14 protein-coding genes are annotated in these 18,341 nt (G+C 71.2%); 4 read left to right on the top strand and 10 right to left on the bottom strand.

Annotated features, from left to right (window positions below):
* Positions 1-5: 5 nt before the first annotated feature.
* The 7 genes from hydA to AB0G20_RS11825 form a co-directional block, all read right to left on the bottom strand.
* The gene (gene hydA / locus AB0G20_RS11855; protein ID WP_361299662.1) at positions 6-1,409 is read right to left on the bottom strand and encodes a dihydropyrimidinase; all 1,404 of its coding nucleotides are present in this window, start codon (positions 1,407-1,409) and stop codon (positions 6-8) included.
* A 94-nt stretch (positions 1,410-1,503) separates the two neighbouring features.
* Complete coding sequence (locus AB0G20_RS11850) at positions 1,504-2,346, bottom strand: nitrilase-related carbon-nitrogen hydrolase (protein ID WP_361299659.1); 843 nt, start codon at positions 2,344-2,346, stop codon at positions 1,504-1,506.
* Between the two features lie 155 nt (positions 2,347-2,501).
* On the bottom strand, positions 2,502-4,067 hold the full coding sequence (locus AB0G20_RS11845; protein WP_361299656.1) for a PucR family transcriptional regulator: 1,566 nt from the start codon (positions 4,065-4,067) through the stop codon (positions 2,502-2,504).
* 28 nt (positions 4,068-4,095) lie between these two features.
* Positions 4,096-5,382, bottom strand: a complete 1,287-nt coding sequence (locus AB0G20_RS11840) for an aspartate aminotransferase family protein (protein ID WP_361299653.1) — start codon at positions 5,380-5,382, stop codon at positions 4,096-4,098.
* Positions 5,379-6,221 (bottom strand): nitrilase-related carbon-nitrogen hydrolase, encoded by an 843-nt coding sequence (locus AB0G20_RS11835; RefSeq protein ID WP_248509395.1) that lies wholly within the window; start codon positions 6,219-6,221, stop codon positions 5,379-5,381. The genes AB0G20_RS11840 and AB0G20_RS11835 overlap by 4 nt, the downstream gene beginning before the upstream one ends.
* Positions 6,222-6,391: 170 nt before the next feature.
* Positions 6,392-8,188 (bottom strand): hypothetical protein, encoded by a 1,797-nt coding sequence (locus tag AB0G20_RS11830; protein WP_361299649.1) that lies wholly within the window; start codon positions 8,186-8,188, stop codon positions 6,392-6,394.
* Between the two features lie 97 nt (positions 8,189-8,285).
* Positions 8,286-8,537, bottom strand: coding sequence for a helix-turn-helix transcriptional regulator (locus AB0G20_RS11825; RefSeq protein WP_361299646.1), 252 nt, complete (start codon positions 8,535-8,537; stop codon positions 8,286-8,288).
* Between the two features lie 32 nt (positions 8,538-8,569).
* Between AB0G20_RS11825 and map the strand changes: the two genes are divergently transcribed.
* Positions 8,570-9,337 carry a type I methionyl aminopeptidase gene (map, locus tag AB0G20_RS11820; protein WP_361299643.1) on the top strand — a complete coding sequence of 256 codons (768 nt, stop codon included), beginning with the start codon at positions 8,570-8,572 and terminating at the stop codon, positions 9,335-9,337.
* A 186-nt stretch (positions 9,338-9,523) separates the two neighbouring features.
* Positions 9,524-12,058 carry an ATP-dependent Clp protease ATP-binding subunit gene (locus AB0G20_RS11815; protein WP_361299640.1) on the top strand — a complete coding sequence of 845 codons (2,535 nt, stop codon included), beginning with the start codon at positions 9,524-9,526 and terminating at the stop codon, positions 12,056-12,058.
* Positions 12,059-12,151: 93 nt separating this feature from the next.
* On the opposite strand, the gene ggt is transcribed toward AB0G20_RS11815, so the two are convergent.
* Positions 12,152-13,954: a gamma-glutamyltransferase gene (ggt, locus tag AB0G20_RS11810; RefSeq protein WP_361299637.1), complete on the bottom strand. Its 1,803-nt coding sequence runs from the start codon at positions 13,952-13,954 to the stop codon at positions 12,152-12,154.
* A 104-nt stretch (positions 13,955-14,058) separates the two neighbouring features.
* On the opposite strand from ggt, the gene AB0G20_RS11805 reads away from it, so the two are divergent.
* Complete coding sequence (locus tag AB0G20_RS11805; RefSeq protein WP_361299634.1) at positions 14,059-14,823, top strand: hypothetical protein; 765 nt, start codon at positions 14,059-14,061, stop codon at positions 14,821-14,823.
* A gap of 146 nt (positions 14,824-14,969) precedes the next feature.
* Positions 14,970-16,559, top strand: a complete 1,590-nt coding sequence (locus AB0G20_RS11800; RefSeq protein ID WP_361300893.1) for a CocE/NonD family hydrolase — start codon at positions 14,970-14,972, stop codon at positions 16,557-16,559.
* Positions 16,560-16,781: 222 nt separating this feature from the next.
* On the opposite strand, the gene AB0G20_RS11795 is transcribed toward AB0G20_RS11800, so the two are convergent.
* A complete protein-coding gene (locus tag AB0G20_RS11795) occupies positions 16,782-17,525 on the bottom strand; it encodes an amino acid ABC transporter ATP-binding protein (protein WP_361299631.1) in 744 nt (247 codons plus the stop codon).
* Between the two features lie 140 nt (positions 17,526-17,665).
* Positions 17,666-18,073 carry a DUF6278 family protein gene (locus AB0G20_RS11790; RefSeq protein ID WP_361299628.1) on the bottom strand — a complete coding sequence of 136 codons (408 nt, stop codon included), beginning with the start codon at positions 18,071-18,073 and terminating at the stop codon, positions 17,666-17,668.
* Positions 18,074-18,341 lie beyond the last annotated feature (268 nt).

Raw genomic sequence — 18,341 nt, 5'->3', positions numbered from 1 at the left:
CACTCCTAGTTGAGGTACTGACAGGTGGATCGCGGGGTGAACACGCCGTGCCCGGCGTGCCCGGTGTACTCCCGCTCGGTGATGACGGGTTCGCCGCGCGAGAGGACCGTCTCGACCCGGCCGGTGGTGCGTTTGCCCTCGTACGCCGAGTAGTCGACGTTCATGTGGTGCGTCTCCACCGACATGACCTGCTCGGCGTGCGGGTCGTAGATGACGACGTCGGCGTCGGCACCCGGCGCGATGGTGCCCTTCTTCGGGTAGAGGCCGAACATCCGGGCCGGGGTCGCGCAGGCGATCTCGATCCAGCGGCGGCGCGAGATGTGCCCGTCGATGACCGCCTGGTGGAGCAGGTCCATACGGTTCTCCACGCCCGGCAGGCCGTTGGGGATCTTGGAGAAGTCGCCGCGGCCGAGTTCCTTCTGGCCCACGAAGCAGAAGGGGCAGTGGTCGGTGGAGACGACCTGGAGGTCGTTCGTGCGCAGTCCCCGCCACAGTGCGGCCTGGTGCTCCTTCGGCCTGAGCGGCGTGCTGCACACGTACTTGGCGCCCTCGAAGTCCGGCTCGGCGAGGTTGTCGGTGGACAGGAACAGGTACTGCGGGCAGGTCTCGCCGAAGACGTTCAGCCCCTCGTCGCGGGCCCGGGCCAGCTCGGCGACCGCCTCCGTCGCCGAGACGTGCACGACGTACAGGGGCGCGCCGGCCACCTGCGCGAGCTTGATGGCGCGATGGGTGGCCTCGGCCTCCAGCAGGGCCTTGCGGACCTCGCCGTGGTAGCGCGGGTCGGTCTCGCCCCGGGCCAGCGCCTGCTCGACCAGGACGTCGATGGCGATGCCGTTCTCGGCGTGCATCATGATCAGGCCGCCGTTCTCGGCGGAGCGCTGCATGGCGCGCAGGATCTGGCCGTCGTCGCTGTAGAAGACGCCCGGGTAGGCCATGAACTGCTTGAAGGAGGTGATGCCCTCCTCGACCAGGTGGTCCATCTCCTTGAGGGTGTGCTCGTTGACGTCGGAGACGATCATGTGGAAGCCGTAGTCGATGGCGCAGTTGCCGTCGGCCTTGGCGTGCCAGGCGTCGAGGCCCTCGCGCAGGCTGTGCCCGACGCTCTGCACGGCGAAGTCGATGATCGTCGTCGTGCCGCCCCAGGCGGCGGCGCGGGTGCCGGTCTCGAAGGTGTCGGAGGCGAAGGTGCCGCCGAAGGGGAGCTCCATGTGGGTGTGGGCGTCGACGCCGCCGGGGATGACGTACTTTCCGGTGGCGTCGATGACGCGGTCGGCGGTGAAGGATTCGGCGGCGGGTGTGCCGGAGGCGGCGAGGGCGGCGATGCGGCCGTCCTCGATCAGGACGTCGGCGTGGATCTCGTCGGACGCGGTGATGACGAGGCCGCCGCGGATGACTGTACGGCTGCTCATGTCGTGATCGCTCCTCGCGGTCGGTAGGTGCCGGTTGTCAGTGGTTGCTCGCGCAGTTCCCCGCGCCCCTGAGGGCGTGCCCCTCGACGGCGTTCTACGGTGCCGTCAGTGGCCCGTACGCGCCCGGAGCCCGGTCCCGGTAGAACTGCCAGCGGTCGCGGACCTCTCGGAGTTTGGCCATGTCCAGGTCGCGGACGACCAGTTCGGGCTCCTTGTCGCTCGCCACCTCGCCGACGAACTGGGCCTCGGGGTCCACGAAGTACGACGTGCCGTAGAAGTCGTTGTCGCCGTACTCCTCGACCCCGACCCGGTTGATCGCGCCGACGAAGTACTCGTTGGCGACGGCCGCCGCCGGCTGCTCCAGCTGCCAGAGGTAGGCGGAGAGCCCGCGGGAGGTGGCCGACGGGTTGAAGACGATCTCGGCACCCGCGAGGCCGAGGGCGCGCCAGCCCTCCGGGAAGTGACGGTCGTAGCAGATGTACACGCCGACACGGCCGACCTTCGTGTCGAAGACGGGCCAGCCGCTGTTGCCCGGGCGGAAGTAGAACTTCTCCCAGAAGCCCCTGACCTGGGGGATGTGTGTCTTGCGGTACTTGCCGAGGTAGGAGCCGTCCGCGTCGATCACGGCGGCGGTGTTGTAGAGGACGCCGGGCTGCTCCTCCTCGTACATCGGCAGCACCAGGACGATGCCGAGTTCCTTCGCGAGGGCCTGGAAGCGGCGGACGATCGGGCCCTCGGGGATCTGCTCGGCGTACTCGTAGAAGGCCGGGTCCTGGACCTGGCAGAAGTACGGTCCGTAGAACAACTCCTGGAAGCACAGGACTTGGGCGCCCTGCGCGGCCGCGTCGCGGGCCGCCTGCTCGTGGACCTGGATCATCGATTCCTTGTCGCCCGTCCAGGCGGTCTGGAAGACGGCGGCACGGATCACTGGGCTCATCGGGACCTCCGGTCGCTCGGTGTGCCGTGAGCCTAGGAAGTCGCGTCGTGGTCTTTGAGTTGCACCGTGTCACGTCTGAGGGCGTGCGGCGTGCCACCGTGTCACTCTGCTGGGGACCCATGTTTCACCGCCGTTTTCCCAGGTGGTCGCATGTTTCACTGCTGTTGCGCGTCGTGCGCGAGGAGTGCGATGTGCACCGAGGCGGCCTGCTCGAAGTCGTCGAGGTCCACCCCGAGGCGCACCTGTATGGCCTCCAGACGGCGATAGAGGGCCGGCCGGGAGACGTGGTGGAGCTGTGCGGTGCGGGACTTGTTGCGGCCGGTGGCCAGGTAGGTGCGCAGCACCGACAGCAGGTCCTCCTCGGTCTCGCACAGCAGCCCGTCCAGCTCCCGCTCCGCGAAGGACTGCACATGCGGGTCGTCGCGCAGCAGGCGGATCAGGCCCCGCAGGTGGACGTCCTTGAGGCGCACGACCGGCGGGAGGTCGAGGACGGCGGAGGAGTCGGCCACGGCGTCCGCGACGTGCTGGGCCTCGCGCAGTCCGGTGGGTACGTCGTCCCAGGCGGCGCGCGGTTCGGCCGCGGCCACGACCGTGTGGTCCGGGCCGGACTCGGTGCGCAGCCGGGTCGCGAAGTGCGCGGCGAGGGCACCCGCGTCCTGGTCCCGGGGGAGGCTGAGCAGCACGGCGGTGGCCCCGTCGGCGAGTTCGGCGACCAGCCCGGGCAGGCCCAGCAGCCGCAGGAGGCGTTCGAGCCGGGCGGGGTCGCCGTCGCGGACCACCAGCGGCACGAAGGTGCGCCGGTTGACCGGCAGCCCGGCCGCACGGGCCCGGGGCAGCAGTTGCCGTGCCGGTACGACGCCGCTGACCAGGTCGGTCAGCAGGCTCTGCGCGGACTGCTCCTCCCAGGAGCACGCGGCGCCGCCGCCGAGCATGCGGTGCAGGACGAGGGCCTCGGCGGCGCGGTCGGCCAGCAGCCGTCCGGTGGCGGTGTCGCCCCGGTATCCGCACAGCACGATCCGGCCCCACCGTTCCCCGCGCCCGCCCAGTTCGGCCCGGATCCAGCCGTCGCCCTCGGTGCCGCCTGCCTGCCGGGCGATGCGCTCCCAGTCGCGCAGCACGTCGTCCACCGCGGGCCGCTCCCCCGCCGTGCCGAGGACGCGGTGGGCGAGGTTGGTGACGACGACCGGGCAGGCGCTGTGCCGGGCGACCTCGTCGAGCAGGCGTTGCAGCGGGGCGCCGGCGGTGATGAGGGCGGTGAGTTCGGTGCGGACGGCCTCGGAGAGGCTGACGGCGGCGAACTTGCGCCGCACGAGCCGGGACTGGACCTCCTCGGTCAGTTCGGCGAAGGGGAAGGGCCGGTGCAGGACGACCATCGGCAGGCCGCACCGCTCGGCGGCCCGGCGCATCACGTCCGGCGCCGCGGGGAAGGCGCGGCCGAGTCCGAGGACGACGGCGGCGGCCTCCGCGCGGTGCAGCGACCGGACGTACTCGGCCTGCTTGTCCTCGTCGCCGGCGAGCAGCACACCGGTGGTGAGGACCATCTCGCCACCGCTGAGCATCACACCGACGTCGGCGGCCTCGGCGACGTGCACCCAGCGCACCGGGCGGTCGAGGTGGCTCGCGCCGGCCACCACCTCGGGCTCCCCGGCGAGCACCCGCTCCAGGGTGAGGACCTGCCGGACGGACAGGGCCGGTTCCAGGGAATCCAGGGTGATGGTCATGGTGGCGGGTCCCTTGCTCAGTGCATTGCTACCGGATGCTCCTCAGAGCGTTCTCGAGGATCGCGGCGCCCTCCTCGGCCTCCGCGACGTTGAGGGACAGCGGCGGGGCGACGCGCAGCGAACTGGTGTTGTGGCCGCCGCCCTTGCCGATCAGCAGGCCACCCTCCCGGGCCGCCTCCAGGACGGCCGCCGCGGTCTGCGGATCGGCCTCGTCGGTCCCCGGTTTCGTGATCTCGATACCGATCATCAGGCCGCGGCCGCGTACCTCCCGTACGGCCGGAACGTGCGCGGCGACGGCCCGCAGCCGCTCGATGAGCAGGCCGCCGACGCGCCGGGCGTTGCCCTGGAGGTCGTGCTCCAGCAGGTAGTTGAGGTTGGCGAGGCCGGCGGCCATGGTGATCTGGGTGCCGCCGAAGGTGGAGATGCTGTTGGAGTCCAGGCAGTTCATGATCTCGGAGCGGGCGACGACGCCGCCGATGGACATGCCGTTGCCGATGCCCTTGGCGAAGGTCATGATGTCGGGCGGCCCGTTGCGGCCGTGAGCCTGCCAGCCCCAGAAGTGCTCGCCGGTGCGGCCCCAGCCGGTCTGCACCTCGTCGGCGATCCACAGGATGCCGCGTTCGTGCAGCACCTCGCGGAAGGCGGCGTACAGCCCGTCCGGCGGCGCCGTGAAGCCGCCGACGCCCTGGACGGGTTCGGCGATCAGCGCGGCCGGCGGGCGGGTGTGGCCGAGCAGGTCCCTCAGGTCGTCGACGCAGGCCGCGATGTAGTCGTCGTCGCTGAGGGAGGCGAACGGTCCGCGGGTGCGCACGCCGCCGTGGACGTACAGCGTCTGGAGCGGGGAGAGCGAGGTCGGGGACCAGCCGCTGTTGCCGGTGATGCCGACGGCGCTGAAGGAACGGCCGTGGTAGCTGTTGCGCATCGCCAGGATGGTGTTGCTGCGCCGGTACGCCGTGGCCAGCAGCAGGGCGGTGTCGTTGGCCTCGGTGCCGGACGTGGTGAAGAAGACGCGGGCGTCCGGGATGCCGCTCAACTGGGCGATGCGCTCGGCGAGTTCGACCATCGGGCGGTTGAGGTACAAGGTCGAGGAGTGGATGATCCGGCCGGCCTGCTCGCTCACCGCCTTCGTCACCTCGGGCAGCGCGTGCGCCGTCATGGTGGTGAGGATGCCGCCGAAGAAGTCGAGGTACCGGTTGCCCTGGGCGTCCCAGACGTGGCGGCCCTCGCCGTGGGTGATCTCGAGGGGCTCCTCGTAGTAGAGGGCGAGCCAGTCCGGGAGCACGGCCCGGTGGCGGCCCAGGAGGTCGTGGGTCACGGCTGCACCAGCCCTTCGTAGGCGTCGGGGCGGCGGTCGCGGTAGAACGCCCACTGCTGCCGCACTTCTTCGATGAGGTCGAGGTCGAGGTCCCGGATGACCAGTTCCTCGGTGCTGTCGCTGGCGACGTCGCCGACGAACTGCCCGCGCGGGTCGACGAAGTACGACGTCCCGTAGAAGTCGTTGTCGCCGTACTCCTCCTGGCCGACGCGGTTGATCGCGGCGACGAAGTACTCGTTGGCGACGGCCGCGGCGGGCTGCTCCAGCCGCCACAGGTGGGAGGAGAGGCCGCGATGGGTGGCGGAGGGGTTGTAGACCAGCTGGGCACCGGCCAGGCCGAGCTGCCGCCAGCCCTCCGGGAAGTGGCGGTCGTAGCAGATGTAGACCCCGACGCGGCCGACGGACGTGTCGAAGACGGGCCAGCCGAGGTTGCCCGGTTTGAAGTAGTACTTCTCCCAGAAGCCCTTGACCTGCGGGATGTGGTGCTTGCGGTACTTGCCGAGGTAGCTGCCGTCGGAGTCGATCACGGCCGCGGTGTTGTAGTAGAAGCCGGACTGCTCGACCTCGAACACCGGCACGACGATCACCATGCCGGTCTCGCGGGCGAGGTCCTGCATCCGGCGCACGGTCGGGCCGTCGGGGACGGCCTCGGCCCAGCGGTAGTGCTCGGGCTCCTGGACCTGACAGAAGTAGGGGCTGTTGAAGACTTCCTGGAACCCGATGATCTTCGCGCCCCGGCGGGCCGCCTCGCGGGCGTGCTCCTCGTGTTTCGCCACCATGGACTCGGTGTCGCCGGTCCAGGTGGCCTGGACCAGGGCGGCACGTACGACGTTGGCCATGAGCTGCTCCTTCGACGCGACGTCTGCGCCTCTACGCCCGTAGAAGCGGGCCGTAGAGCCACGAACGTAAGCCTCTGGCACGGGGTTGCCAAGACCATCGTCACCAACCCGCGGGGCATTGCGCGATTCACACTCCTGTGGGTGAGTCGCCCGGGGCGCGACATCGCCGGTCAGGCGGGGAATCCGGCGACCCGCAGGGCGTAGACGACATCCCAGCGGCGTTCCTCCGACACGTCCCGGGCGGCCTCCAGCAGGAGCGGTACGAGGCGCTGCGGATCGGGTTCGGCGCTGCGTGCGGCCTCCTCGGGGGTGCGGACCCTGACGTACGCGTCGAGCAGCACGCGCACCTCGCGGTGGCGTCCCTCGGCGGCCAGGCCGAGGACGGCCTCCCCGATCTCTCCCGGCGGCCGTGCGACCCCCTGCCGCAGCATCTGCTGCCCGTCCCCCGCCCGTCCGGCCGCGGCCAGCGCGTCTGCGGCGGCGACCAGCCGCCCGGCGGGCAGCGAGGCGGCCTCCCACAGCAGGGTCTGCCAGTCGGCGTCCAGCCCGGCGAGGTGCAGCCGCTCCGCGAGCAGCGGGAACCGGCCGGGCTCCCAGGAGACGACCTCGGCCAGCAGCGCGTGGGCCTCCCCGCTGCGCCCCTCGCTCCGCAACCGGGCCAGCACCTCCACGGTGCGTCCGACCTCGGCCCGGTCCTCGGTCCCGGGCACGTGGGCCTCCGGTGCCCGGCGCTCCGCCCCCGCCTCCTCGGCGGCCCCGGCGAACCGCGCGCCGCGGAGAGTACGGCGGGTCGCCGTGGGGGCGGGGGCGGGCAGGGTCGGCACGACAGCGGGCGGCACGGCGGTGGCGGCGGTGACCTCCTCGTCCGCCATCCCCGCGAAGCGGGCGCTCCCGCGACGGCGTTTGCGCTGCTTGGGGGTGAGGGGCTGGGAGGCGGGCGACGGGGCTGGAGCGGTGAACGCGTCGGGGACACGTGGGGCGGCTTCATCGGCAGCGGTCCGGCCCTCCGGATGCTGCGGGGCATGACGCCCGGCCTCCGGTTCGGCGGCGTCGTACCGGGTACCGTACCGACCGGCGGCACCGGTCAGGGCCGGGGCGGGGTGCCCGTCAGGCGCTACGCCCGCGGCGGCTTGCCCGGGGACGGTCCGGCCCTCCCGATGCTGCGGAGCACGACGCCCGGCCTCCGGGACGGCGGCGCCGTACCGGGTGTCGTACCGACCGGCGGCACCGGTCACGGCCGAGGCGGGGAGCCCGTCAGGCGCCACGCCCGCGGCGGCCTCCCCGGGGACGGTCCGGCCCTCCGGATGCTGCGGAGCACGACGCCCGGCCTCCCGGTCGGCGGCGCCGGTCGCGGCCAAGGGCGTCCCGGGCCCGTACAGATCGTCGGCCGGTGACGACCCCGCCCCGGCGCCGCGCGGTGCCTCACCATCACTCCACGCCCTCGGAAAGGCTTCCTGGTCGCGCCGGTCCAGGTGGGCCAGCCGTGCCCGGAGTTCCGCGCATCGCGCGCCGGCCCGTTCGTGGTCGTCGCGCGCCCAGGCCAGGTCCAGGCGCAGTGCGTCCGCCTGTTCGCGGGTCGTGGCCGAGGTGAGGTGGCGGGCCAGGGCAGCCTGGCGTTCGGCGGCGTACTTCTGTTCGCGGAGCATGGCGTCGAGGCGGTCGCCGAGGGCGTCACGGCCCCCGGGCCGGGTGTCGTACGCGGCGAGCGCGGCGGCGTGCAGGGTGCGGGCGCGCTCCGTCTCCGGGCCGGCTCCCGCCGGGCCGTACTGCCCTGCGAGGTCCTGGAGCAGCGCCTCGACCACGTCCCAGGGCGGCATCTCGCGCCCGTCGAGACAGGCCCGCATGCCCTCCGGGTCGCGCTGCCAGAACACGGCGAACCAGCCGCCGGACGGATCGAGGCGTGCCAGCAGCCCGTCCAGGTAGGTCGCGAACTCCCCGACTTGAGCCGGGAGTTGATCCGCCGCCATCGCTCAACTCCCTGAGACCGGAGCACTCCGCCCCGTAGGCAACACCAGTCGTGTTACGGACGTGCTACGGGGAGTTTTCACGCGCGGCGCAGGAGCCTCAGACGGGCACCAGCACGCACTGCCCGGCCAGTTCGTCCATGGACAGCCCGAGGGCCCCGGCCAGCGCGGCCACCGTGAAGAAGGCCGGGGTCGGGGCCCGGCCGGTCTCGATCTTCCGGAGGGTCTCCGCGGAGATGCCGGCGCTCGCCGCGACCTGCGTCATGCTCCGGCCACCACGCGCCTCACGCAGCAGCCGGCCGAGCCGCTCGCCGCGTTCGCGTTCTTCTGGAGTGAGAGGGGTGCGCACCATGCCCCCATTCTAATACCGGTATAGTAATTGGCATGGTGGAGCTGAAGACAGACACTTCTATCGACGCGATGTACGAGGCGGGCCAGGTCGTCGCCCGGGCCCTGACGGCCGTACAGAAGGCCGCCGACGTGGGCGTTTCCCTGCTGGAACTGGACGAGGTGGCGCACGACGTGCTGCGCGAGGCGGGCGCGACCTCACCCTTCCTGGGGTACCACCCCTCCTTCGCGCCGGCCCCCTTCCCCGCCGTCCTCTGCGTCTCGGTCAACGACGCGATCGTGCACGGCATCCCTGACCGCCACCGCCTGCGCGACGGCGACCTCGTCTCCATCGACTTCGGCGCCGAACTGGGCGGCTGGGTCGGCGACTCGGCGCTCAGCTTCGTCGTGGGCACCCCGCGCGAGGCGGACCTCCGCCTGATCGAGACCGTCGAGCGGGCCCTGGCGGCCGGCATCGAGGCCGCCGTCGTGGGCAACCGCATCGGCGACATCGCCCACGCCATCGGCACGGTGTGCCGGGGCGCCGGTTACGGCATCCCGGACGGCTTCGGCGGCCACGGCATCGGCCGCCGCATGCACGAGGACCCCGGGGTGCCGAACGAGGGCCGCCCGGGGCGCGGCATGCGACTCCGGCACGGCATGGTGCTGGCGATCGAGCCCATGGTCATCAGGGGCGGCACGGACGGGTACCACGCGGCCGCCGACGGCTGGACCCTGCGGACGAACGACGGCTCCCGCGCCGCTCACGCGGAGCACACGGTGGCGATCACGAAGTCCGGACCGAGGATCCTGACGGCCCGCTGAATCCCACCGGTCACCCTTTACCTCCTGGTATGCCTCAAAGGTGCCCCTCGCCGACGATCGTGCGAAGGTGTTCTACGAACGCGCCCCAGGTGTAACCGGCTGCCACCCGGGTTACCCGACCCCGGCACGTCGACCAGCGAGGGCGTCCCCCGCCCGCGCGCCGGGGACGCCGGGAACGGAAGGCCCATGAGCAGCGGCTTCACCAGCCCGGAGGGCTACGGCTCGGATCCCTTCGGAGAATTCCTCGCACGCTTCTTCGGCGGACCGCGTCCCGGTCCCCGGCAGATCGATCTCGGGCGGCTGCTCAGCCAGCCGGCCCGGGAGCTCGTCCGCGGCGCCGCCCAGTACGCCGCCGAGCACGGCAGCCGGGACCTCGATACGGAGCATCTGCTGCGGGCGGCGCTCGCCACCGAGCCCACCCGCACCCTGCTCAGCAAGGCGGGCGCGAATCCCGACTCCCTGGCGTCGCAGATCGACGACCGGTCGGGCCCGGCCCAGCACACGCCGGACGACGCGCCGCCGCCGACCGCGCTCTCCCTCACCCCGGCCGCCAAGCGGGCCCTGCTGGACGCGCACGACATGGCCCGGGCCCGCGGCTACGGCTACATCGGCCCGGAGCACGTGCTGAGCGCCCTGGCGTCGAACCCCGACTCGGCCGCCGGGCACATCCTGAACGCGGCCCGCTTCGCCCCCTCCGAACCGCCCGAGGCGCCGGAGGTCCCCCAGTCCGAGCGCCCCCGGCCGACGAACACGCCCACCCTCGACAAGTACGGCCGTGACCTCACCGAGCTGGCCCGGCAGGGCCGGATCGACCCGGTGATCGGCCGGGACCAGGAGATCGAACAGACCGTCGAGGTCCTCTCCCGGCGCGGCAAGAACAACCCGGTCCTGATCGGTGACGCGGGGGTCGGCAAGACGGCCATCGTGGAGGGGCTCGCGCAGCGCATCTCCGAGGCGGACGTGCCCGATGTCCTGATCGGGCGGCGGGTGGTCGCCCTGGACCTCACGGGCGTGGTCGCGGGCACCCGCTACCGGGGTGACTTCGAGGAGCGGATGAACAACATCGTGGGCGAGATCCGCGCCCACTCCGACCAGCTGATCATCTTCATCGACGAGCTGCACACGGTCGTGGGCGCCGGATCCGGCGGCGGCGACGGCAGTTCGATGGACGCGGGCAACATCCTCAAGCCGGCCCTCGCCCGCGGCGAGCTGCACATCGTGGGCGCCACCACGCTGGAGGAGTACCGCCGGATCGAGAAGGACGCGGCGCTGGCCCGCCGCTTCCAGCCGATCATGGTGCCGGAGCCGACGCCCGCGGACGCGATCGAGATCCTGCGCGGCCTCCAGGACCGCTACGAGGCCCACCACCAGGTCCGCTACACCGACGAGGCGCTGGTGAGCGCCGTGGAGCTGTCGGACCGCTACCTCACCGACCGCCGCCTGCCCGACAAGGCGATCGACCTCATCGACCAGGCCGGCGCCCGGGTGCGCCTGCGGGCCCGGACCAAGGGCACGGACGTACGGGCCCTGGAGCGGGAGCTGGAGCAGCTGACCCGGGACAAGGACCAGGCCGTCGCGGACGAGCAGTACGAGCAGGCCACCCAGTTGCGCGACCGCATCGTGGACGTGAAGCAGCGGATCACCGAGGCCGGCGGCGACAGCGAGATCGACGAGGGCCAGGACCTGGTGGTCGGGGCCGAGGCGATCGCCGAGGTGGTGTCCCGGCAGACCGGCATCCCGGTCAGCAGCCTCACCCAGGAGGAGAAGGACCGTCTGCTGGGCCTGGAGGAGCATCTGCACCAGCGGGTGGTCGGCCAGGACGAGGCCGTGCGGGTCGTCTCGGACGCGGTGCTGCGCTCCCGCGCCGGGCTCGCCGCCCCCGACCGCCCGATTGGCAGCTTCCTGTTCCTCGGCCCGACGGGTGTCGGCAAGACCGAACTGGCCCGCGCGCTAGCCGAGGCCCTGTTCGGCAGCGAGGACCGCATGGTCCGGCTCGACATGAGCGAGTACCAGGAGCGCCACACCGTCAGCCGCCTGATCGGCGCCCCGCCCGGCTATGTCGGCCACGAGGAGGCGGGCCAGCTCACCGAGGTCGTGCGCCGGCACCCGTACTCGCTGCTCCTGCTGGACGAGGTGGAGAAGGCCCACCCGGACGTCTTCAACATCCTGCTCCAGGTCCTCGACGACGGCCGACTGACCGACTCCCAGGGCCGCACGGTGGACTTCAGCAACACGGTCATCGTGATGACGAGCAACCTCGGCTCCGAGGCGATCACCCGCCGGGGCGCCACGACGGGCTTCGCCGCGGGCGGCGCCGACGCGGACGAGGAGGCCCGCCGCGAGCAGATCCTGCGCCCGCTGCGTGAGCACTTCCGCCCGGAGTTCCTCAACCGCATCGACGAGATCGTCGTCTTCCGCCAGCTCACCACGGAGCAGCTGCGCACGATCACCAACCTCCTGCTGGACCGCACCCGCTCCCTGGTGCGGGGCAAGGGCGTCACGGTGACCTTCACCGACCGGGCGGTGGAATGGCTGGCCGACCGCGGCTACCAGCCGGAGTACGGCGCCCGCCCGCTGCGCCGCACGATCCAGCGCGAGGTGGACAACGAGCTGTCACGGCTGTTGCTGGACGGCAGGGTCGACGAGGGCGGCCGGGTGACGGTGGACGTGCAGGACGGCCACCTGACCTTCGAAGCGCAGAGTTCGGCAGCGCCCCGCTAGGGCCTGTCGTTTGCATCAGGCCGCAGACGCGGGGCCTGGCACGCGGCTCCGCCGCGTGGGCGCGACCAGCCCCCGCGCACCCGCACCCGGCACTCAGCGCACGGGCCGCACCACCATTGCCGACCCACCGCCCCGCCGCACGGTCTCAGCGGCTGCCAGCCACTTTCCACCCGGCAGCCGTTGAACGCCCGTGGCCGCACCGATCTCCGGGTTCGCCTTGAAGGAGTGCCCGATCGCTTCGAGCTGCTTCCTGACGTCACTGTCGAAACCCGGTTCCAGCTCGGTCTGCGCGGCATTCCGCTGGCTGGCTCGCGGAGCGGCGATCGCGTCGACCAGCGGCAGCCCCCGGTCGACGAAGCCGGTGAGCGTCTGCAGAACGGTCGTAATGATCGTCGCACCGCCCGGCGAGCCCAGCGCCACCACGGGCTTGTCGTGCTGGTCCAGCACGATCGTCGGCGACATCGACGACCGCGGCCGCTTGCCCGGCCCGGGCAGGTTCGGGTCGTGCACGGCCGGGTTCGCCGGAGTGAAGGAGAAGTCCGTCAGCTCGTTGTTGAGGATGAAACCCCGCCCGGGGACGGTGATCCCGCTGCCGCCGGTCTGCTCGATGGTGAGGGTGTAGGCGACGACGTTGCCCCACTTGTCGGCCACCGTCAGATGCGTGGTGCTGTCCCCCTCGTACGTCGTGGGAGCCGCCGTGCCGCCGGAGTCGCAGCGCCGCGGATGACGCGGATCTCCGGGCGCCACGGGACTGGTCAGCACCGCGTCGTCCTTGATGAGGCACTCGCGCGAGTCGGCGAACTTCTGCGACAGCAGTTCCTTCGTCGGCACGTCCTCGAAGGCGGGGTCGCCCACCCACCGCCCCCGGTCGGCGAAGGCGATCCGGCTGGCCTCGATGAAGCGGTGCAGATAGCGCGCCTTGCTCGCCTTGGACAGGTCGGTCCGCTCCAGGATGTTGAGCGCCTCACCGACCGTCGTGCCTCCGGAGGAGGACGGTGCCATCGAGTAGACACCGAGGCCGCGGTAGGAGGTCCTGGTGGGCGCCTGGAGCTTGGTGCGGTAGGCGGCCAGATCCTTCGCGGTCAGGTCGCCGGGCCGGGCGTTCCAGCCGGAGCCGGGATCCACCGGCGGCTTGTTGACCGTGTCGACGATGTCCCGGCCGAGCCTGCCGTGGTAGATCGCGTCGACGCCCTTGCGCCCCAACTCCGCGTACGTACGGGCGAGATCGGGGTTCTTGAAGGTGGAGCCGACGACCGGGAGCTGCCCGCCCGGCAGGAACAGGTCGGCGGTGTCCGGGAAGTAGCGGAAGCGGGCCTCGTTGGACGCCGTCTGCGAGCGGAAGGTCTCGTCGACCGTGAAGCCCTCGCGGGCGATCCGCTCGGCCGGCTTCAGCACGCTGGAGAGCCTCTTGCTGCCCCACCGGTCCAGCGCCGTCTGCCAGGTGGCGGGCGTGCCCGGGGTGCCGACGCTCAGGCCGCTGCTGACGGCGTCGGCGAAGGCGAGGGGCTTGCCGTTCTCGACGAACAGGTTCTTGTCGGCGCTCAGGGGGGCGGTCTCGCGGCCGTCGATGGTGCGCACCGTGCGGGACTCGGCGTCGTAGTAGACGAAGTAGCCGCCTCCGCCGATGCCGGCGGAGTAGGGCTCGGTGACACCGAGCGCGGCGGCCGTGGCGACGGCCGCGTCGACGGCGTTGCCGCCCTTTCGCAGAACCTCGATCCCGGCGGCGGAAGCGTCGGGGTCGACGCTCGAGACGGCGCCGCCGTAGCCGACGGCCAGCGGGGTTTTCTCACCGCCGGGGCTCTGCTCGACGGGTGGCGGCGCCGCCGCTCCTACCGACACCACCACAGCGGCCGAAACCGCCAGGACCGTCAGATTCCGTGCGACAGGGCGACGCATCCGCACCTCCAGTCAAAGGCCGTTCGCGCAGCTTAATTCATCGCCATGGCCGCGTCAGGCAAGCGTCGAACACCGGTGCGTCGGGCCCGCTACCATGCGCGCCCATGAACGACGACGTGCGCAACATCGTCCTGGGCGTGATAGCGGCGGGCATCAGTGCCGCACTGGGCTGGGTGACCCGCACCTATCTGTACCGGCGCAAGCTCCGCCGCAAGCAGGCCTTCTTCGGGCTGCCCGACAACTCCGAGTCCCTGCTGGTGGTGAACCGGGGCGCCGCGGGACCCGAGTTCTCGGTGATGCGTTACGACGTCTTCGCACTCCTCGAACTCGCCGCGCTGATCAAGGACTGCAACGCCCACGCCCAGATCCTCCCGCACGACACCGCGCGTCAGGGCTTCGGCGAGCGCACCGAGTTCTGTGTGGGTGGCCCGGCGTCTAACCGCCGCATGGCGGCCCATCTGTCCTCCCTGCTCCCCGGTGTGCGGGTGAACGTGGATGCCGAACCGGGCCCGGACCGCGGCTCGTTCCTGGTGGGCACGGAGCGCCTCCGCGTGGACAACGGCAAGGAGGAGTACGCCCTGCTCGCCCGTCTCACCGCCGAGCGCAGCCAGAACACCCGTCCGGTCTTCCTGTTCTGCGGCCAGACGTCGATCACCAACCAGGCGGCCACCCGCTACCTCGCCCGCAACGAGGAGCGGCTGGCCCGCAAGTACGGCAGCGGTTCCTTCGTGCTGCTGCTCAAGGTGATCAACTCTCAGGCGTACGGCCCGGACGTCGTCGAGCTGGTGGAGGACGTGACGCGGGCGGCGCAGACCCCGCTGCCCGCCGCGACACCGGCCGCTCCTCGCAATTCCCACCGGGCCTCCTGAGTTCCTCCACTGCTCAACAATCGTTACTGGCACGTAACTTACCGACGGGTTACCTCCGGTAAGGGGTCGAGGTTACCGTTCGGTCACTTTGCACTTACACGAGTGAGGAGTGACCCGTGGATCCAAAGGGCGCGAAGCGCCTTCGAATAGGGTGGTGGCGGGAGACGGGCGGGCCCCACCGCAAGGCCCTGCGCACCACCGCCGTAGGCGCCGTCTCGGCGACCCTGGTCGCCGGCACCGCCCTCGGATTCGCCCCCACCGCCCAGGCGGCGCCGAACCCCATCCGCTTCGTCGACATCGCCGGCGACGGCGGCACCGTCCTCAAGGCCAACGTCGTCACCCCGGCCGGTGCCCGCGGCACCGACCGCTTCCCGCTGCTCGTCATGCCCACGAGCTGGGGTCTGCCCCAAGTCGAGTACCTGGCCCAGGCGCAGAAGCTCGCCGACTCCGGGTACGTCGTGGTCACCTACAACGTGCGCGGCTTCTGGCAGTCCGGCGGCGAGATAGAAGTGGCGGGACCACCCGACGTCGCCGACGCCTCGAAGGTGATCGACTGGGCGCTCGCCCACACCCCCGCGGACGCCGGGCACATCGGCATGGCGGGTGTCTCCTACGGCGCGGGCATCAGCCTGCTCACCGCCGCGCACGACAAGCGGATCAAGGCGGTCGCCTCGCTCAGCGGCTGGGCCGACCTGACCGGCTCGATCTACGCCGGGCGCACCCAGCACCTCCAGGCCGCCGCCCTGCTGGACGGCGCGAGCGTGGTGACGGGCCGCCAGAGCGCGGAACTCCGCCAGACCTTCGACGACTTCTACAGCTCCAACCTGGCGAAGGAGCCGGAGCTCATCGCCTGGGGGAAGAAACGTTCCGCTGCGACCTACGTCGACCGGATCAACGAGAACGGCGCGGCGATCATGCTCGCCAACGCCTGGGGCGACAGCGTCTTCCCGCCCAACCAGTACGCCGACTTCTACGAGAAGCTGACCGGTCCGAAGCGGCTGGAGATGCGGCCCGGAGACCACGCCACCGCGGAGCTGACCGGCCTGTTCGGGCTGCCCAACGACGTGTGGAAGGACACCCGGCGCTGGTTCGACCACCACCTCAGGGGCGAGGACAACGGCATCGACCGTGAGCAGCCCGTCCAGCTCAAGTCCCGCTCCTTTGGCGGCTACGAGGGATACCCGGACTGGAAGTCCGCCGGCGCGACCGAACGGAAGATCGCCCTCGGGGGCACGACCACGATCCGCGCGAACGTGAACTCGGGGGCGGACGGCGGCGTCGTCTTCCTGTCCAGCATCCTCGACCAGGTGGCCAAGCTGCCGCCCATGGCCTCGATCCCGCTGCTCCCCCGCCGCTGGGCCGCCGTCTGGCAGTCGGAGAAGTACGCCATGGCCCAACGGGTGCGCGGGACGACGGCGTTGCACACGACCCTCACCCCGACCAAGGAGAGCGGCACCCTCGTCGCCTACCTGTACGACGTGGGGCCGCTCGGCCTCGGCAAGCTGGTCACCCACGCGCCGTACACCTTCCACGGGCGCACCCCCGGAAAGCCGTTCGACGTCGACCTGGAGCTGTACTCCACGGCCTACGACGTCCCGGCCGGGCATCGCCTCGCCCTGGTCGTCGACACGGTCGACCCGCTCTACATCGAGCACAACCCGTCCGGCGCGCAGCTGACCTTCTCCTCGCCGGCGAACGACCCGTCGTACGTGTCGGTTCCGCTGCGCGAGCAGTGATCTCCGGCTGCTGCCGGACGGGCCTGGCCGATGTGATCCGCCGCCCCCGTGGCCTTCGGGCCATGGGGGCCGCACCCGGTGGGAATGCCCCGCGGACCGGGCGGGCGGTCAGCTCACCCCTGGTGGGAGCGGCGGCCTTCGGCGAAGTCCCCCTCTCCGACAGGGATGAAGGGCACATCGTAGTCGAGGTCCGATGCGATGAGCCGTCCGGTGCCTGCTCGTTCAGTGCTTGAGGATCTTGGAGAGGAAGTCCTTGGCGCGGTCACTGCTCGGGTTGGTGAAGAACTCGTCGGGGGTGCGGTCCTCGACGATCCGGCCGTCGGACATGAAGACGACACGGTTGGCGGCCGAGCGGGCGAAGCCCATCTCGTGCGTGACGACGATCATGGTCATGCCCTCGCGGGCGAGTTGCCTCATGACCTCCAGCACCTCGTTGATCATCTCCGGGTCGAGGGCCGAGGTCGGCTCGTCGAAGAGCATCGCCTTCGGCTCCATGGCCAGGGCGCGGGCGATGGCCACGCGCTGCTGCTGACCGCCCGAGAGCTGCGCCGGGTACTTGTCCGCCTGGTCGGCGACGCCGACCCGGTCGAGGAGTTCACGGGAGCGCTTGTCGGCGTCCTCCTTCTTGCGCCCGCGCACCTTGACCTGCCCCAGGGAGAGGTTCTGCAGGACGGTCTTGTGGGCGAAGAGGTTGAAGGCCTGGAAGACCATCCCGACATCCGCGCGCACCCGCGCGAGGGACTTGCCCTCCTCCGGCAGCGGCTGCCCGTCGAGGATGATCGTCCCGGACTCGATGGTCTCCAGGCGGTTGATCGCCCGGCACAGGGTGGACTTTCCCGACCCCGACGGGCCGATGACCACGACCACCTCCCCCCGGCCGACGGTGAGGTTGATGTCCTGCAGGACATGCAGCTCCCCGAAGTGCTTGTTGACGTCACGCAGCTCGATCAGCGGCTCGACGGCCATACTCAGCCCTACTCACTCTCAGCTGTGTGGTGGTTGCCGCAACGTATCCAGGCAAGATCGGACTTGTCGGGCGACACGCACTTTTCGATCATTAGCCGTATTTACGTCGGACTTTGGGCCAAAGGTTGCGGCCATGGGTCTCACGACTCCGCGACTTCGGCGTACAACTGCGACAGCTCGGGCACCCCGTTCGCGGCCCACTCGTGCCCGGAGTCCACGACGTCGAACTCCCGGCCGGACGCCAGCCGCACGACCGGTTGTCCGTCGGAGCGGATCTCCCAGGCGGCTCCCGGCACGGTGCGCACGATGACGGTGCCCAGGTAGAGCCCGGCGTCGTTGCCCAGCCAGGCCAGGGTCTCCTCGTCGTCCCGCCAGCGTGGAACGAGCTGGTCCAGCGCCTCCAGGGAGGCCGCCGAGTCGTCCAGCAGGAACCCCTCGCGGGACGCCTGGGAGCGGAGCAGTTCGCACTCGGCGAGGAGTTCCGCGATGCCTGCCGGATCGGGGACCCCGACCTTCTGGCGCCGGTTGCCCAGGAAAGGGATGTTCATACGTCCAGCGTGTCATTCGTACGGCCATACGCACCACAGGGCGCGCGGGCCCGCCGATCCCGGTCGAGTTCAGGCCGAGTTCACGCATCGCGCGTTGACGGGTCTGACATGTCTCCCTACTTTCACCGTGCGTCTTGCGTCTCGGCCGTCGTTACCTCTTCTGTTCCGTCCCTGCGTTTTCGTCTGTTGCGTCGTGTGTCGATGAGCGGGAGGAGTCGGCCGTGCGCCGATGTGTCCGGGGGATCCTGGTCGTCCTGACCCTGTGCGG

Source organism: Streptomyces sp. NPDC024017 (genome assembly GCF_040638895.1).
GTDB lineage: Bacteria > Actinomycetota > Actinomycetes > Streptomycetales > Streptomycetaceae > Streptomyces.
This window is presented reverse-complemented; position numbering and strand designations above follow the sequence as displayed.

Bases quoted from the DNA above. Each gene is read 5' to 3' on its own strand.
- hydA (WP_361299662.1), bottom strand. From the start codon at position 1,409: ATGAGCAGCCGTACAGTCATCCGCGGCGGCCTCGTCATCACCGCGTCC.
- AB0G20_RS11850 (WP_361299659.1), bottom strand. From the start codon at position 2,346: ATGAGCCCAGTGATCCGTGCCGCCGTCTTCCAGACCGCCTGGACGGGC.
- AB0G20_RS11845 (WP_361299656.1), bottom strand. From the start codon at position 4,067: ATGACCATCACCCTGGATTCCCTGGAACCGGCCCTGTCCGTCCGGCAG.
- AB0G20_RS11835 (WP_248509395.1), bottom strand. From the start codon at position 6,221: ATGGCCAACGTCGTACGTGCCGCCCTGGTCCAGGCCACCTGGACCGGC.
- AB0G20_RS11830 (WP_361299649.1), bottom strand. From the start codon at position 8,188: ATGGCGGCGGATCAACTCCCGGCTCAAGTCGGGGAGTTCGCGACCTAC.
- AB0G20_RS11825 (WP_361299646.1), bottom strand. From the start codon at position 8,537: ATGGTGCGCACCCCTCTCACTCCAGAAGAACGCGAACGCGGCGAGCGG.
- map (WP_361299643.1), top strand. From the start codon at position 8,570: ATGGTGGAGCTGAAGACAGACACTTCTATCGACGCGATGTACGAGGCG.
- AB0G20_RS11815 (WP_361299640.1), top strand. From the start codon at position 9,524: ATGAGCAGCGGCTTCACCAGCCCGGAGGGCTACGGCTCGGATCCCTTC.
- ggt (WP_361299637.1), bottom strand. From the start codon at position 13,954: ATGCGTCGCCCTGTCGCACGGAATCTGACGGTCCTGGCGGTTTCGGCC.
- AB0G20_RS11805 (WP_361299634.1), top strand. From the start codon at position 14,059: ATGAACGACGACGTGCGCAACATCGTCCTGGGCGTGATAGCGGCGGGC.
- AB0G20_RS11795 (WP_361299631.1), bottom strand. From the start codon at position 17,525: ATGGCCGTCGAGCCGCTGATCGAGCTGCGTGACGTCAACAAGCACTTC.
- AB0G20_RS11790 (WP_361299628.1), bottom strand. From the start codon at position 18,073: ATGAACATCCCTTTCCTGGGCAACCGGCGCCAGAAGGTCGGGGTCCCC.